At 70.9% G+C, this 15467-nt stretch carries 12 protein-coding genes; 8 read left to right on the top strand and 4 right to left on the bottom strand.

The annotated features are described in order from the left end of the window. The first annotated feature begins 145 nt into the window (after window positions 1-145). From O1Q96_RS38845 to O1Q96_RS38815, 7 genes are all read left to right on the top strand, one after another. Window positions 146-1705, top strand: a complete 1560-nt coding sequence (locus O1Q96_RS38845) for a S8 family peptidase (protein WP_269252573.1) — start codon at window positions 146-148, stop codon at window positions 1703-1705. Between the two features lie 199 nt (window positions 1706-1904). After that, a complete protein-coding gene (locus tag O1Q96_RS38840) occupies window positions 1905-3158 on the top strand; it encodes a DUF4190 domain-containing protein (protein WP_269252572.1) in 1254 nt (417 codons plus the stop codon). A gap of 147 nt (window positions 3159-3305) precedes the next feature. Then, on the top strand, window positions 3306-4058 hold the full coding sequence (locus O1Q96_RS38835) for a GntR family transcriptional regulator (protein ID WP_269252571.1): 753 nt from the start codon (window positions 3306-3308) through the stop codon (window positions 4056-4058). Window positions 4059-4409: 351 nt separating this feature from the next. After that, complete coding sequence (locus O1Q96_RS38830) at window positions 4410-4592, top strand: SPOR domain-containing protein (RefSeq protein WP_217455931.1); 183 nt, start codon at window positions 4410-4412, stop codon at window positions 4590-4592. A gap of 42 nt (window positions 4593-4634) precedes the next feature. Further along, the gene (locus O1Q96_RS38825; RefSeq protein ID WP_269252570.1) at window positions 4635-5054 is read left to right on the top strand and encodes a (deoxy)nucleoside triphosphate pyrophosphohydrolase; all 420 of its coding nucleotides are present in this window, start codon (window positions 4635-4637) and stop codon (window positions 5052-5054) included. Between the two features lie 259 nt (window positions 5055-5313). Next, entirely contained in the window at window positions 5314-5772 is a 459-nt protein-coding gene (locus O1Q96_RS38820; RefSeq protein ID WP_419587014.1) for an ATP-binding protein, read from the top strand. A gap of 251 nt (window positions 5773-6023) precedes the next feature. Beyond that, window positions 6024-8657, top strand: a complete 2634-nt coding sequence (locus O1Q96_RS38815) for a SpoIIE family protein phosphatase (RefSeq protein ID WP_269252568.1) — start codon at window positions 6024-6026, stop codon at window positions 8655-8657. Window positions 8658-8824: 167 nt separating this feature from the next. On the opposite strand, the gene O1Q96_RS38810 is transcribed toward O1Q96_RS38815, so the two are convergent. From O1Q96_RS38810 to O1Q96_RS38795, 4 genes are read right to left on the bottom strand one after another with little or no spacing between them, the layout of a single operon-like run. Then, complete coding sequence (locus O1Q96_RS38810; protein WP_269252567.1) at window positions 8825-9604, bottom strand: succinate dehydrogenase/fumarate reductase iron-sulfur subunit; 780 nt, start codon at window positions 9602-9604, stop codon at window positions 8825-8827. Further along, the gene (locus tag O1Q96_RS38805; protein ID WP_269252566.1) at window positions 9601-11568 is read right to left on the bottom strand and encodes a fumarate reductase/succinate dehydrogenase flavoprotein subunit; all 1968 of its coding nucleotides are present in this window, start codon (window positions 11566-11568) and stop codon (window positions 9601-9603) included. The genes O1Q96_RS38810 and O1Q96_RS38805 overlap by 4 nt, the downstream gene beginning before the upstream one ends. Before the next feature lie 17 nt (window positions 11569-11585). Next, entirely contained in the window at window positions 11586-12407 is an 822-nt protein-coding gene (locus tag O1Q96_RS38800; protein ID WP_269252565.1) for a hypothetical protein, read from the bottom strand. An 18-nt stretch (window positions 12408-12425) separates the two neighbouring features. Beyond that, complete coding sequence (locus tag O1Q96_RS38795; RefSeq protein WP_217455924.1) at window positions 12426-12716, bottom strand: hypothetical protein; 291 nt, start codon at window positions 12714-12716, stop codon at window positions 12426-12428. Between the two features lie 318 nt (window positions 12717-13034). Between O1Q96_RS38795 and O1Q96_RS38790 the strand changes: the two genes are divergently transcribed. Continuing rightward, window positions 13035-15440: an ABC transporter family substrate-binding protein gene (locus O1Q96_RS38790; RefSeq protein WP_269252564.1), complete on the top strand. Its 2406-nt coding sequence runs from the start codon at window positions 13035-13037 to the stop codon at window positions 15438-15440. The last annotated feature ends 27 nt before the right edge of the window (window positions 15441-15467 follow it).

Here is a 15467-nt window from a genome sequence, read left to right as displayed (position 1 = left end):
TTGGCATGTACATGTCTTTGGCGTGCCCGTGTGCCCCTGTGCCCGTGCGAACCGCACCACCTCGTGAGTGCTCGACCGCACCACCGTGTGTGCCCCATCCGCACCACCCCCCACCAGCGCACCACCGATTGAGGAGGATCCTCAGATGGCAGTGATGCGTCATGCCCGGCGAAGACTTGCCGGTATCGGCTCGGCGGCACTCGTTGCCGGCATCGTGTCCGCGCTCCCGGCCCAGGCCGCGGACACCGAAGGCCGGATCCAGTACGCGGGCGCGCCCGGCGCGATCGCGAACAGCTACATCGTGACGCTCCACGCGGACGTCGCGAAGGCCGGTTCCGCCGAGGGCAGGGCCCTGGCGAAGGAGTACGGCGCCACCATCGAACGCACGTACAAGAAGGCGCTGAACGGCTACGCCGTCGAGGCCGGCGCGGCCGAGGCGAAGAAGTTCGCCGCCGACCCGGCCGTCGCCTCCGTCGTCCAGAACCGTGTCTTCTCGATCGAGGCGACCCAGCCCAACCCGCCCTCCTGGGGCCTGGACCGCATCGACCAGGCGGCCCTCCCGCTGAACCAGAGCTACACCTACGACGACACCGCCGGTGAGGGCGTCACCGCCTACATCATCGACACCGGCGTCCGCATCACCCACACCGACTTCGGCGGCCGGGCCACCTACGGCTACGACGCCGTCGACAACGACAACACCGCCCAGGACGGCCACGGCCACGGCACGCACGTCGCAGGCACCGTCGGCGGTACCGCGTACGGCGTCGCCAAGAAGGCGAAGATCGTCGGCGTCCGCGTGCTGAACAACTCCGGCCAGGGCACCACCGCCCAGGTCGTCGCGGGCATCGACTGGGTGACGACCAACGCCGTCAAGCCGGCCGTCGCCAACATGAGCCTGGGCGGTGGTGCCGACACCGCGATCGACACCGCCGTACGCAACTCCATCGCCTCCGGTGTCACCTACGCCGTCGCGGCCGGCAACGAGTCGACCAACGCCTCGACGCGCTCACCCGCCCGCGTCACCGAGGCCATCACCGTCGGCGCCACCACCAGCACCGACGCCAAGGCCAGTTACTCCAACTTCGGCACGGTCCTGGACCTCTTCGCCCCCGGCTCCTCCATCACCTCCAGCTGGGGCACGAGCGACAGCGCCACCAACACCATCTCCGGTACGTCGATGGCGACCCCGCACGTCGCCGGAGCCGCCGCGCTCCACCTGGCGGACAACCCCACCGCGAGCCCGGCCGCCGTCCAGAGCGCGCTGGTCAACGCGGCCACCACCGGAGTCGTCACCAGCCCCGGCACCGGCTCCCCGAACCGCCTGCTGAAGGTCGGCGGCGGCACGACTCCGCCGCCGGGCGACCTCTTCGAGAACACCGCGGACTACGCGATCGCCGACAACTCCACCGTGAACTCCCCGGTCACGGTGAGCGGAGTCACGGGCAACGCGCCCGCCGCCCTGAGCGTGCCGGTGAACATCGTCCACACCTACATCGGTGACCTCCAGGTCCAGCTGATCGCCCCCGACGGGACGGCCTACACGCTGAAGGCGTACGGCACGGGCGGTTCGACGGACAACATCAACACCACGTACACGGTGAACGCCTCGTCCGAGGCCGCCAACGGGACGTGGAACCTGCGAGTGAGCGACAACGCCGCACGCGACACCGGGTACGTCAACTCGTGGGGTCTGCAGTTCTGACCCCGCACGACCGCGCCCCGGAGCGGTGACGGTCGGTCGGGCCGCTCGTCGGCCCGACCGAATCGTCACGCTCGTCCCCCGCGTTCCGTGTCCGCCCGTCCCGCGCTTACCATGCGGCCTGTCGTACGTCGGCATCCCTCGTCGTACGCCGGTTCTGGCAGCGCTCGGATGCACCACACGGACGAGGAGCACGGTACTAGTGGAGATACCCCCGCCTCCTGGGCCACAGCAGCCCCAGGGGCAGTACCCGCCGCAGGGTCCCTACGGCGGGTATCCCGGCCGGCAGGTCCCACCGGGGCAGCCGGGGCATCCTCAGGGGCCGGGCCCGTACGGACACCAGCCCTGGGGGAACGGCTACGGCCACGGCCCGTACGGCATGGGCCCGGCGCCCGTCAACGGCCTCGCGATCGCGGCGCTGGTGCTCGGCATCCTGTGCTTCCTGCCACTGGTGGGCCTGGTCCTCGGACTCTTCGCACTGGCGCAGATCAGGAGGAAGGGCGAGCGCGGCAAGGGCATGGCCGTCGCCGGGATGGTCCTCTCCGGCATCGGCGCCGCCCTCCTCGCGCTCACGCTCGCCACCGGCGGCGTGGCCGGGTTCTGGGAGGGCTTCAAGGAGGGGGCGCGCGAAGCGAGTAAGGACGGCGCCACCTTCTCCGTGAACAAGGGCGAGTGCTTCGACACGCCGGGCGGCTCCCTGGAGGGCATGGCCTACGACGTGGACACCGTGTCCTGTGAGGACGAGCACGACGGTGAGGTCTTCGCGAATTTCAAGATGGCGGACAGCCGTTACCCCGGTGACGACGCCATCACCGAGGCCGCCGACGACAGGTGCTACACGCTCCAGTACTCGTACGCGATGGACTCCTGGGCACTCCCGGACGACGTCGACATCTACTACTTCACGCCCACGCGGGACAGCTGGAGCCTCGGCGACCGCGAGATCAGCTGCCTGTTCGGCAACGTCGACGGGAAGAGCGGCCTGACGGGATCGCTGCGCCAGGACGCCACCACCCTCGACGCCGACCAGCTCGCCTATCTGAAGGCGGCCCAGGTCCTCAACGAGGCGATGGACTCGGTGCCCGACGAGGAGTACGTCGAGGACGACCTGCCCGGCCACAAGCGGTGGGCGGCCGGCGTCTCGGGAGCCATCACCGAGCAGGTCGGCCTGCTCCGCGGGCACGAGTGGCCCGCCGACGCGAGAAAGCCGGTCACCGCGCTCGTCGGGCACCTGGAGTCGGCGAAGGAGGAGTGGGCCGAGGCGGCGAAGGCGGCCGACGCCGACGCCTTCCACGAGCACTACGACAAGGCCCTGGACCTCACCGACCCGCAGAGGACGGTGACGGCACGCAAGGCTCTGGGCCTCGCGTCGACGCCTCCGCCGTCCTACGAGGAGGGCGACGGCGGGGACGCCGGTACGGGGGACGGCTCGGGAGGCAGCGGCGCCGAGGTGTGAAGACGGCGGCAGTGGGGAGAAAGTGCCTGCGTAGCGCCCTCGACAGCGCTCCGTCATCACTTCGAGTGATTCTCTGGCCTTCACTTGCCTGGCACAACCCACGGTTGCCACCCTGTTGCTGTCTGTACAACCCGACGGGAGTGGCCAGTGACATTCGGTGAGCAGCCGGCGTATCTGCGCGTCGCAGGCGATCTTCGGAAGAAGATCGTCGACGGATCGCTGCCACCGCACACACGGCTCCCGTCACAGGCCAGAATCCGCGAGGAGTACGGGGTCTCGGACACGGTCGCCCTGGAGGCCCGCAAGGTGCTGATGGCCGAGGGGCTGGTCGAGGGCCGCTCCGGCTCCGGGACGTATGTGCGCGAGCGCCCGGTGCCACGCCGTATCGCCCGCTCCGGGTACCGGCCCGACAGTGGCGCGACCCCGTTCCGCCAGGAGCAGGCCGACCCGGCCGCCCGCGGCACCTGGGAGTCGCACAGCGCGCAGGCGGAGGCGAGCGGCGGCGTGGCCGAGCGTCTCGGCCTCCAGGCCGGTGAGCGCGTGATGTGCACGAAGTACGTCTTCCGGGACGCGGGCGAGGTCATGATGCTCTCCACCTCCTGGGAGTCCCTCGCCGTCACGGGCCGCACCCCGGTGATGCTTCCCGAGGAGGGGCCGCTCGGCGGCATGGGAGTGGTCGAGCGCATGGCCGCCATCGACGTGATCGTGGACAACGTCACCGAGGAGGTGGGCGCCCGCCCCGGCCTCGCCGAGGAGCTGTCGGCGCTGGGGGGCGTGCCGGGGCATGTCGTGGTCGTCATCCAGCGGACGTACTACGCGTCGGGCAGGCCGGTGGAGACGGCGGACGTGGTCGTGCCTGCGGACCGGTACCGCATCGCCTACCACCTGCCGGTGAAGTAGGGCGTACGGCCATCGGCTGACTGTCGGCGGGCCGCGGGGCTGCGGGGCCGCGGTGGTGACGGGGTGGCGGGCCGGAGGGGCGGCGCGCGGGCCGGTGGAATCCGGTCGTTCTCACGGGCGGCCGGTGCCCGGTCCCCGTGCTGCTGGCGGGACCCGAAGCCGGTGCGAGGGGGCGTGTCCATGAGGATGCGCCCCCTCCGTCCTGGCCGGTTGCTTACCTCGCGCGTACCTCTTTGTGAAATTCCGTATTCGCTGCGTGAAGGTTAGGCGTAGGCTCGGGCATATGCGGATTGCGGTTTCCTTATGGGACGGGGCTGGGCGCGAGCCGGGGGCGGGGAGCGGAGGGGCGCGATGAACGACAGCACGATCACACTTCCCTGGCTCGTCATACGACAGGACGACAACGGCAATCGCTACCGCGTCGGCAGGTACGCGACCAGGGCCGAGGCCCAGAAGATCGCGGACAGCCTCGACGACCGCGGGCACAAGCAGTTGTACTGGGTCGAGCGGATCGCGCAGAACGGCGCCAGGTGACAGGCGTGAAGGGCTGCGCGCGGCTCCCGTAGGCTCCGGCGCATGACCGAACGGATCGTGGTGGTGGGGGCCGCCGTGCTGAGCGACGGGCACCTTCTCGCGGCGCGTCGCAGTGCCCCCGCGGAGCTGGCCGGGCGCTGGGAACTGCCCGGCGGGAAGGTCGAGCCGGGGGAGACGCCCGAGCAGGCGCTGGTACGGGAGCTCCGTGAGGAGCTGGGGGTCGAGTCGGAGCCGGTCGGCCGGGTGCCGGGTGAGTTTCCCCTGAAGCCGCCGTACGTGCTGCATGTCTGGACCGCTCGCCTCCTGCCCGGTTCGCCCGCGCCCCTGGCCATCCAGGACCACGACGAGCTGCGCTGGCTGACGCCGGACGAGCTCTGGGACGTCGACTGGCTGGACCAGGACGTGGCCGCCGTCCTCGAAGTCGCGCGGAGGGCCTGGGGGAGCGGGGCTCCGGCGGTGTGAGAGCCGGCCCTCCCGTGTTCGAGGGCGGGGCGTCCGGGCCGGGACCCGGGGACCCGGGGGTGCGGCTCCGCAAGCGGAGGGCGTCACTCAGGTGTGACCATCGCAACTTCGTGCACTCGAGTCTGCGGGGTGCGGTACGCGCACCGTACGTGGGACGCTCGGCCTCGCGGGGCGCATGTGGTGACTGATGCGAGCTCCGAGTACGCCGTTCGTGCCACTGTGCGCCCTCGCGCACGGTACTCCGCCCGGGATATCGGGTATGTGCCAATTAACCCCACGAAACCGGACACGGTCCGCTTCTGGCCTGGGAGTGATCTGCGTGATCCACACCGAGGGCGATGTCGCCGAGTGGACCTTTCCCGCGGACCCGGGCGCCGTCAGGACCGCCCGCACCGCCGTCCGGGGCCAGTTGCGCTCCTGGGGCCTCGAATCCCTGCAGGACGTGACCGCGCTGCTGGTCAGCGAGCTGGTGACCAATTCCCTGCGGCACGCCACCGGCCCCATCGGCGTCCGCCTCGTACGGCCCTCGGAACCGCTCGACGCCCTGCTCGTGGAGGTCTCCGACCCCCTGCCCGACCCGCCCCGTGAACGTGCGGCCCGGGCCGAGGACGAAAGCGGCCGCGGGCTCCAGCTGGTGGCGAACTCCTCGCGCCGCTGGGGCACCCGGCCGGGCGTGACGGGCAAGACGGTGTGGTTCGAGCTGGCCCTGCCCGGCTGACCGGGAGTCCGTCGAAAGGGGTCCCGGGGCGGTCCGCCCGCCCCGGGCGTCGAGGACAGTCAGAGTCGGTGGTTCGACGGGGTGTCTGGTGGTTAGAAGACTGGAAGTGTTGGTCGCGGCCGGTCCTAAAAGCATCGGGACCGTGCTGTGATCGTGAACACCGTGTTGTGCGGCACCGTAGTGCTGGATACTGCGGGCAGCCGCTGCCGGTGACCGGTGCCGGGCGCGGTGAGCTGGAGGGGACGGTTCGCGTGAGCGAGATACCAGCGAAGGCCACGGAGTCCGAGGACCCGTCGGGCGGCGCGATGGCTGATGCGACGACAGGCGATGGCGGCACGCCAACCGCGGGCCGTGCGCCGGACGAACAGTGGGGCGAGGCGCCCGGCGAGGTCGTGTGGCAGAGCAGTCCGCCCGGGTCGATCTACGACTACATCAAGGTCGCCTCGTTCTCGATCGGCCCCGACGGCCTCGTCGACCAGTGGAGCCTGCGCGCCGAGCAGCTCTTCGGCATCCCGGCCGACCGCGCCGTGGGCATGGACCCCATCGCGGCCTTCGTCGCCGAGGACCGGCGCGACTTCGGCCAGCGGAAGATGGCCGAGGTGCTCGACGGCAGGGAGTGGACCGGCGTGGTCCCCTTCCGGCTGCCCGACCCCGAGGGCAGCGGCCGGGTCACCGAGGGACTCGCCGAGGTGTACGTCATGCCGACGCGGACCGAGGAGGGCGAGCGGGCCGCCGTGTGCATCGTCGTGGACGTGCGCACGCTGCGTCGCATCGAGACGGACCTCGCCGCCTCGCAGGCCATTTTCGGTCAATCTCCGTTCGGTTTCCTCCTGATCGACCCCGACCTGCGGATCCGCCGCGCCAACCAGCGGTTCGCCTCGACCTTCGGCGGCACCGTCGACGACCACCGCGGCCGCACCGTCAGGGACTATCTGTCGCCGGGTGAGGCCGAGCGCGTCGCGGCGATACTGCACCGGGTACTGGAGACGGGCGACTCCGTCACCGAGATGCTGGTCACGGGCACCGTGCCCGGCTCCACCGAGCGCCGCCACTGGTCCATCAACCTCTATCGCGTGCACAGCGGTTCGGGCCGTCCGATCGGCATCGCGTGGCTCGGCACCGACATCACGGCGCGCCGCGCCGCCGCGCGCGAGGCCGCGCAGGCCCGGCGCAATCTCGCCCTCCTGAACGAGGCGGGCGCCCGCATAGGTAACTCCCTCGACCTGGAGACCACCGCCCGCGAACTCCTCGACGTGGCCGTCCCCGGCTTCTGCGACCTGGCGTCCGTCGACCTCTACCAGGGGCTGCTGGCAGGCGACGAGACCCCGCCGGGCCTCGCCGACGGCAGTGCCGAGCTGCGCCGCGTCGCCTTCGCCAGCGCCGTGTCCGACGCCCCCTTCATCGGCGGCCCGGAGCCCGTGAACGTGGGAGCGGTCCACCACTACGCCTTCAACTCCTCCTGCGCGGACGCCCTGCGCACCGCGAAGCCGCAGACCGTCGCCGCCGAGGAGGGCGGCCTGATCCAGTCCACGCTCGCAGTGCCGATGGTCGCCCACGACACGGTCGTCGGCCTCGTCCAGTTCTCCCGTACGAAGGGCAGCGAGCCGTTCGGGGAGCGCGACCGGGCACTGGCGGTCGAACTGGCCGCACGGGCCGCCGTCTGCATGGACAACGCGCGCCTCTACCGCCGCGAGCACGAACGCGCCCTCATCCTCCAGCGCTCCCTCCTGCCCCCCGGCGACCCGGAGGCCTCCGGCCTGGACATCGCCTGCCGCTACCTCCCCGGGAACGCGGCCACGGAGGTCGGCGGCGACTGGTTCGACGTCATCGAACTGCCGGGCCACCGCACCGCGTTGGTCGTCGGCGACGTGATGGGGCGCGGCCTGCGGGCGGCCGTCGCGATGGGTGAACTCCGCACGGCCGTACGCACCCTGGCCCTCCTCGACCTCGAACCGGCCGAGGTCCTCTCCGCGTTGGACGAGATCGCCCGAGGTCTTGGCACGCCCGGCGGCACCCAGCAATCTACGCGCGGTGCCCGCCAGTCCCGGGACGCCGACCTCTCCGAGGTGTACCTCGCCACCTGCGTGTACGCGGTCTACGACTCCGTCACCCGACGCTGTACGTTCGCCAACGCCGGCCATCTTCCGCCGGTCCTGGTCGAGCCGGGCGAGAGCGCGCTCATGCTCGACGTGCCGCCGGGGATGCCGCTCGGCGTCGGCGGCGAGCCGTTCGAGGAGGTCGAGGTCGAACTCCCCGAGGGCGCCCTCCTGGCGCTCTACACGGACGGCCTGGTCGAATCGCGCGACCACCCCCTCGATGAGGGCCTGCAAGCCCTCGTGGGCGCTCTGGTCGACCCCTCCGACCCTCTTGAGGACGTCTGCGACCACGTCCTCAGCACCCTGGACACGCACCACGGCGAGGACGACATCGCGTTGCTGATGGCACGTGTCCAAGGGCTGCCCGCCGAGTCGGTGGGCGACTGGACACTGCCGCGCGAGCCGCGCAGCGTGGGCCGCGCCCGGGAGTTCGCCCGGAACCAACTGGTCGGCTGGGACCTGGAGCCGCTCGTCGACACGGCCGAACTGCTCGTCAGCGAACTCGTCACCAACGCGCTGCGCTACGGCGAGGGCGAGATCCGCCTCCGTCTTCTCCTCGACCGCACCCTGGTCTGCGAGGTCTGGGACGCGGGTCTCGTCCAGCCCCGCCGCCGCCGGGCCCGTGACACGGACGAGGGCGGCCGCGGGCTCCAGCTCGTCGGCCTCCTCAGCGCCGCCTGGGGCTCCCGCCGTACACCCCGCGGCAAGACGGTGTGGTTCGAACTGCCCCTGCCCAACGGCGGAAAGGGCCTCACGGACCCGGCGGAGGCACTGCTGAGCCTGTTCTGAGCCGCGGAGCCCGCCGGAGGAGGACGGCGGCGGGCCCCGCGAGGCAGGGCTCGCGGGCCGCCCCGCCCCGACGGTGCTCATCAAGACCGCACCGCGGCTGAACAGCGCGGTGGTCGGGCCTCAGGCCGACTCGGCGGTCGACGTCGATGAGGTGCGCCCGGCCGCCCCTACGCCGACCCGGACGGCCTCCTGCGGATCTTGCTGCCCAGCCAGACCAGCGGGTCGTACTTCCGGTCGACCGCCCGCTCCTTCAGGGGGATCAGCGCGTTGTCCGTGATCTTGATGCCCTCGGGGCAGACCTCCGTACAGCACTTGGTGATGTTGCAGTAGCCGAGCCCGTGCTCGTCCTGGGCCGTCTTCTTGCGGTCCAGGCCGCTCTCGTCGGCCGCGTCCAGCGGGTGCATGTCCAGCTCGGCCACGCGCATCAGGAAACGCGGACCGGCGAAGGCGGTCTTGTTCTCCTCGTGGTCGCGCACCACGTGGCACGTGTCCTGGCACAGGAAGCACTCGATGCACTTGCGGAACTCCTGCGACCGGTCCACGTCCTCCTGCATCATCCGGTACTCGCCGGGACCGACACCCTCCGGCGTTACGAACGCGGGCACCTCCCGCGCCTTCGTGTAGTTGAAGCCGACGTCGGTGACGAGGTCGCGTACGACGGGAAAGGCACGCAGGGGAGTCACGGTGATCGTCTCCTCCCGCGTGAACACCGACATCCGCGTCATGCACAGCAGCCGCGGCCGGCCGTTGATCTCCGCCGAGCACGAACCGCACTTGCCCGCCTTGCAGTTCCACCGCACGGCGAGGTCGGGTGCCTGGGTCGCCTGGAGCCGGTGGATGATGTCGAGGACCACCTCGCCGTCGTTCACCTCGACCCCGAAGTCCTCCAGGCCGCCGCCCTCGACGTCCCCGCGCCACACCTTGAAGCGGGCCTCGTAGCTGCTCACTCGTAGAGCTCCTCTTCGGCGAGGTACTTGACCAGCTCCTCCTTGTCGAAGAGGGCGAGCAGGTCGGGACGGATGGGCTCGGTGGTCTCCCGGACGAGGTCGATCTGGCCGTGCACCGGGTCCGTGGCGGCCAGGCCGCCCGTGGGATCGGTCAGCTGACAGAGCAGGTTGACGCGCCGCCACGCCCGGTCCATCGCCGGATGGTCCTCCCGGGTGTGGCCGCCGCGCGACTCCGTACGCTCCAGCGCGGCACGGGCCACACATTCGCTGACGAGCAGCATGTTCCGCAGGTCGAGCGCCAGGTGCCAGCCCGGGTTGAACTGCCGGTGTCCCTCGACCCCGGCCCGCCGCGCCCGTACGCGCAGGTCCGCGAGCTTCTCCAGGGCCGTCTCCATCTCCGCCTCCCTGCGGATGATGCCGACGAGGTCGTTCATCGCCTGCTGGAGCTCCTGGTGGAGGGTGTACGGGTTCTCCGGCGGCCGGCTGTTCTCGGCGCTCGGCTCGGGACCCTCGGCCGAGAAGGGCCGCAGTGCCTCAGCCGCCGCCGTGTCGACCTGCACGTCGTCCACGAGGGGACGTCCGCCGGCGAGCCCGGTGGCGTACTGGGCCGCGTGCAACCCCGCCCGCCGCCCGAACACCAGCAGGTCGGACAGCGAGTTCCCGCCGAGCCGGTTGGAGCCGTGCATCCCGCCCGCGACCTCGCCGGCCGCGAACAGCCCGGGCACCCCGCGGGCCGCCGCGGTGTCCGACTCGACCGCGATCCCGCCCATCACGTAGTGACAGGTCGGCCCGACCTCCATCGCCTCGGCGGTGATGTCGACGTCCGCGAGTTCCTTGAACTGGTGGTACATGGACGGCAGTCGGCGCCGGATGACCTCGGCGGGCATGCGGGTGGAGACATCGAGGAACACCCCGCCGTGGGGCGACCCGCGGCCCGCCTTCACCTCCGAGTTGATGGCCCGCGCCACCTCGTCGCGGGGGAGCAGTTCAGGCGGGCGCCGGTTGTGGTCCGGGTCCTCGTACCACCGGTCGCCCTCCTCCTCCGACTGCGCGTACTTCTCCTTGAAGACGTCGGGGATGTAGTCGAACATGAACCGCTTGCCCTCGGAGTTCCTGAGCACCCCGCCGTCCCCGCGCACCGACTCCGTGACGAGGATGCCCTTCACGGACGGCGGCCAGACCATGCCCGTCGGGTGGAACTGCACGAACTCCATGTTCAGCAGCGGCGCCCCCGCGAGGAGCGCCAGCGCGTGCCCGTCGCCCGTGTACTCCCACGAGTTCGACGTCACTTTGAAGGACTTGCCGATGCCCCCCGTGGAGACCACGACCGACGGGGCCTCCAGTACGAAGAAGCGGCCGGACTCCCGTTCGTAGCAGAAGGCCCCGGAGACCCGGCTCCCCGCGGCGGAGCCGCTGTCGGGCACAGTCTTCAGGATCCGGGTGACCGTGCACTCCTGGTAGACCTTCAGACGCGACTCGTAGTCGCCGGTCTCCTTGAAGTCCTCCTGCTGCAGCGACACGATCTTCTGCTGGAGCGTGCGGATCAGCTCAAGGCCCGTACGGTCGCCGACGTGCGCGAGCCGCGGGTACTCGTGCCCGCCGAAGTTGCGCTGGGAGATGCGCCCGTCCTTCGTACGGTCGAAGAGGGCGCCCCAGGTCTCCAGTTCCCACACGCGGTCCGGGGCTTCCTGCGCGTGCAGCTCGGCCATCCGCCACTGGTTGAGGAACTTCCCGCCGCGCATGGTGTCGCGGAAGTGGACCTGCCAGTCGTCACCGGAGTTGACGTTGCCCATCGCCGCCGCGATGCCGCCCTCGGCCATCACCGTGTGCGCCTTGCCGAACAGGGACTTGCAGATCACGGCCGTGCGGGCGCCCCGCTCGCGGGCCTCGATGGCGGCACGCAGGCCCGCGCCGCCCGCGCCCACCACCACGACGTCCCACTCCTGCCGGTCGACCACGGACATCAGAAGGCCCCACTCATCTAGAAAAACCTCGGATCGTCGAAGGCGCCGGACGCGACCAGGTACACGTAGAAGTCGGCGAGCGCCACGCTCACCAACGACGCCCAGGCGAGCTGCATGTGCCGGGCGTTCAGCTTCCCGACGAGCTGCCAGGTCCGGTAGCGCACGGGGTGCTTGGAGAAGTGCTTGAGCTTGCCGCCGACGATGTGCCGACACGAGTGGCAGGACAGGGTGTAGGCCCAGATCAGCACGATGTTGACGAGGAACACGAGCGTGCCGAGCCCCATGTGGCCCCACTCGTAGTGCTCGTCCCGGAAGGAGAGGACCGTGTCGTACGTGAGGATCCCGGCGACCGGCACCGCCGCGTAGAAGAAGTAGCGGTGGATGTTCTGGAAGATCAGCGGGAAGCGGGTCTCGCCGGTGTACTTCTTGTGCGGCTCCGCGACCGCGCAGGCCGGTGGCGAGGCCCAGAAGCCCCGGTAGTACGCCTTGCGGTAGTAGTAGCAGGTCAGCCGGAAGCCGAGCGGGAAGATCAGGACGATCAGGGCGGGGGACAGGCCCCACCAGCTGCCGAAGAGCTCCCAGTTGGGCCCGTTCCTCATCGGCTCGCAGTTCTCCGCCAGACACGGCGAGTAGAACGGGGAGACGTAGGGAGCCGCGTAGTAGTCGCTGTTCGAGAACGCCCGCCAGGTCGAGTAGACGACGAAGGCCAGCAGCCCGGCCGCCGTAGCGGCGGGCGCCAGCCACCAGCGGTCGGTCCGCAGATGCGGGGCGGTGATCGCGGCGCGCGTACGGTTCCGTACGCCGCCGCTCTTCATATGGGGTTCCGTACCAGTGGCCAAGGAGAGCTCCGGTCGGGATCAGGGTGCGTGGCGGTCGCGGGCGCCGAGTCCTTCGTCGTCGGAGTCCGTCCACAGGGTGTTGTCGTACGGGGTGTCGGGGATGGACACGAGGTCGGGGCGCCGGGGCTTGCCGAGGCCGGGTGCGGCCTCGCGCAGCAGCGCCACGCTCTCGCGCAGGTGGTCGGCGTCGGTGCGCACCCTGCGCATCTCCAGACCACCGCCACCCATCTGCTGTTCCAGTCGCTTCACGGACCTCACCAGGTCGTCGAGAGAGCGCTGTATCGATGTCAGGTCGTCGTGCACGGACATGGCGTGCCCTCACTTCCGCGGACCCATCGGCCCAAGGCGGCAACGTTCATGCGCCTGCGAGTGTCGCGCGTCACACCTGCTGGTGTGAAGGGATGTGCATGGATTGGCAGGGGCGTGCGGGTGCGAAGGGCTCCGCGCCGCGGGCTCGGGGCGTTGCGCCGCACGGGTGGGCTTGCCCGCCGCCGTCGCCGTGTCGCCCCCCGGTGCCGAACCCTTTCCTCTTCAGTGGCGGCATACATCTGATCAACTCCAAATACCGCCAAACGTGATCAGACACCCCGTGTTCACCTGTGGAGCGGCCCCCCGGAGGTACCAGTCATGTCCCACGACGGCGTCGGACTGCGCGCGGTGACGCGCTCGGTCGCGTTCCTCACGGCGGGTGTCCTCGCGGTGCCGGCTCTCGCCGGGTGCAGCGAGCAGGACGAGGCGGGCAGGCCCACCGCGGGCCAGGACATCGCGCCCGCGGGGCGTGATCTGATCGCGGACGGCGGCACCGCGCGCTGGGCCGTGGACAACGTCCCGGAGACCCTCAACGCCTTCCAGGCCGACGCGGACGCCGCCACCTCCCGGGTCGTCGGCGCCGTACTGCCCACCATGTACCGGCTCGACGCGAACGGCCGGCCGCAGCGCAACCCCGAGTACCTGGAGTCGGCGAAGGTCGTCGAGCGCGAGCCCAAGCAGGTCGTGCTCTACAAGCTCAACCAGCAGGCCGTCTGGAGCGACGGCCGCGAGATCGGCGCCGCGGACTTCTCGGCCCAGTGGCGCGCCCTGTCCGGCAAGGACACCGCGTACTGGACCGCCCGCAACGCCGGCTACGACCGCATCGAGAAGATCGAGCGCGGTGCGAACGACCTGGAGGTCCGGGTCACCTTCGGCAAGCCGTACGCGGACTGGCAGTCGCTGTTCTCGCCGCTGTACCCGAAGGACGTCATGGGTACCCCGGACAGCTTCAACGACAGTGCCCGCCGCAAGCTGAAGGTCACCGCGGGCCCCTTCGTGATCGACGCGATCGACCGCGAGTCCGGCGACCTCACCCTGAAGCGCAACCCTCGCTGGTGGGGCCGCCCCGCCAAGCTCTCCACGCTGGTCCTGCGTGCCGTGCCGCGGGAGAAGCGCGCCGCCGCGCTCGCCGCCGGCCGGCTCGACCTGGCCGAGATCGACGCGTCCGAGGCGCACCGCGTCACGCTCGCCGGCCGGGAAAAGAAGGCGGCCAAGGGGGCTCCGCTCATGCACGGCCCCGGCGCGGCCCTCACTGCGGGCAGGGCGCTGCGTTCCTGGGCGATCGCGCACGGCTCCGACGAGGAGGCGGCCGACGAGGAGATGGTGGCGCGCTCGAAGCGCCGCAAGGCCCTCGCGAAGTACGCCGACGAGCAGTCCTCCCTGCGCGGGTTCGAGGTCCGCAAGTCCCTCGAACCGGCCTTCACACAGCTCGCGTTGAACGGTTCCGAGGGCCCGCTCGCCGACGAGCGGGTCCGCCGGGCCGTGGCCCGCGCCCTCGACCGGGACGAGCTCGCCGAGGTGGTGCTGAAGCCCCTGGGCCTGCCCGCCGAACCGGTCGGCAGCCATCTCGCGCTCGCCGGACAGCACGCGTACGCCGACAACAGCGGAGCGCTCGGCGGACAGGACACCGGGGAGGCGCAGGCTCTGCTGTCCGACGCCGGATGGGTGGTGGGCGGGCCCGTCAAGGAGGAGAAGAAGGCGAAGAAGGCGGCCGGCGCGGAAGCCTCCAAGGCCTCGGACGGCTCGGACGGCAGCGGCGACTCCGCCGACGACGGCACGTACGTCGTCGGAGAGACGGACGGGAAGCCGGCCGGCCCGCACAGTTCCACGGACGACGACAAGCCCGGCGAGCACGGCGGCTCCGCCGTGCTCGCGCCCGCACCCCTGGTCGAACGCCAGCGGGCCGCGCTCCTCGACCAGGCGGCGGCGCTGGACGACCGCCGCATGGCCGAGAGGGAGAAGGACGGCCAGAAGGACAAGAAGGCGAAGAAGAGCAAGACGGGCAAGAAAGAAAAGAAAGACAAGAAGGAGGGGCGGGGGGAGCGGGACGGGGCCGGCGGAGCGGCGGAGAAGCACCTCGCCCAGGACGGGAAGCAGCAGCTCAAGCACGGTGGCGCCCCGGGCGCGTACGCACCGAGGGGCACCGCCGCGCCGGGCCGCGCCGCGGCGGGGCCGCTCGCCAAGAACGGCAAGGCGCTGTCGCTGCGCTTCGTGCTCCCGTCGGGCCCCGGCTCCCGGTCGCTGCGGACCGTCGGGGAGCGGATCGCCAGGATGCTGGACCGCGTCGGGATCCGTACGGAGATCTCCAAGGTCGCGGACGACAGCTACTTCAAGGACCACATCGCCTCGGGCGAGTACGACCTGGCGCTGTACTCCTGGCCCGCGTCCGCGTACCCCGCGACCGACGCCCGCCCCATCTACTCCAAGCCTGTTCCGGCGGCGGACGGCTCCCTGAGCGTCGAGCAGAACTACACGCGGGTCGGCACCGACCAGGTGGACCAGCTCTTCGACCAGGCCATCGCCGAACTCGACGCGGGCGAGTCCCGCTCCCTGGTCCGCAAGGCCGACGCCCGCATCTGGGCCGCCGCGGGGTCGATCCCCCTGTACCAGCGCCCTCAGCTGACAGCGGTCCGCACCCATCTCGCCAACGCGGGAGCCTTCGGTTTCCAGACCCCCCTCTACGAGGACATGGGCTTCCTGAAGAAGGCCCGAAGCCGCAGGTGACGAGTGCCACGTGAGGGAGGCGGGGAA

Source organism: Streptomyces aurantiacus (assembly GCF_027107535.1).
GTDB lineage: Bacteria > Actinomycetota > Actinomycetes > Streptomycetales > Streptomycetaceae > Streptomyces.
The sequence above is the reverse complement of the archived record's forward strand: the minus strand, read 5'-3'. Positions and strand labels throughout refer to the sequence as shown.

Coding starts and splice junctions, on each gene's coding strand:
- O1Q96_RS38845 (WP_269252573.1), top strand. CDS start 146: ATGGCAGTGATGCGTCATGCCCGGCGAAGACTTGCCGGTATCGGCTCG.
- O1Q96_RS38830 (WP_217455931.1), top strand. CDS start 4,410: ATGAACGACAGCACGATCACACTTCCCTGGCTCGTCATACGACAGGAC.
- O1Q96_RS38825 (WP_269252570.1), top strand. CDS start 4,635: ATGACCGAACGGATCGTGGTGGTGGGGGCCGCCGTGCTGAGCGACGGG.
- O1Q96_RS38820 (WP_419587014.1), top strand. CDS start 5,314: ATGTGCCAATTAACCCCACGAAACCGGACACGGTCCGCTTCTGGCCTG.
- O1Q96_RS38805 (WP_269252566.1), bottom strand. CDS start 11,568: ATGTCCGTGGTCGACCGGCAGGAGTGGGACGTCGTGGTGGTGGGCGCG.
- O1Q96_RS38795 (WP_217455924.1), bottom strand. CDS start 12,716: ATGTCCGTGCACGACGACCTGACATCGATACAGCGCTCTCTCGACGAC.
- O1Q96_RS38790 (WP_269252564.1), top strand. CDS start 13,035: ATGTCCCACGACGGCGTCGGACTGCGCGCGGTGACGCGCTCGGTCGCG.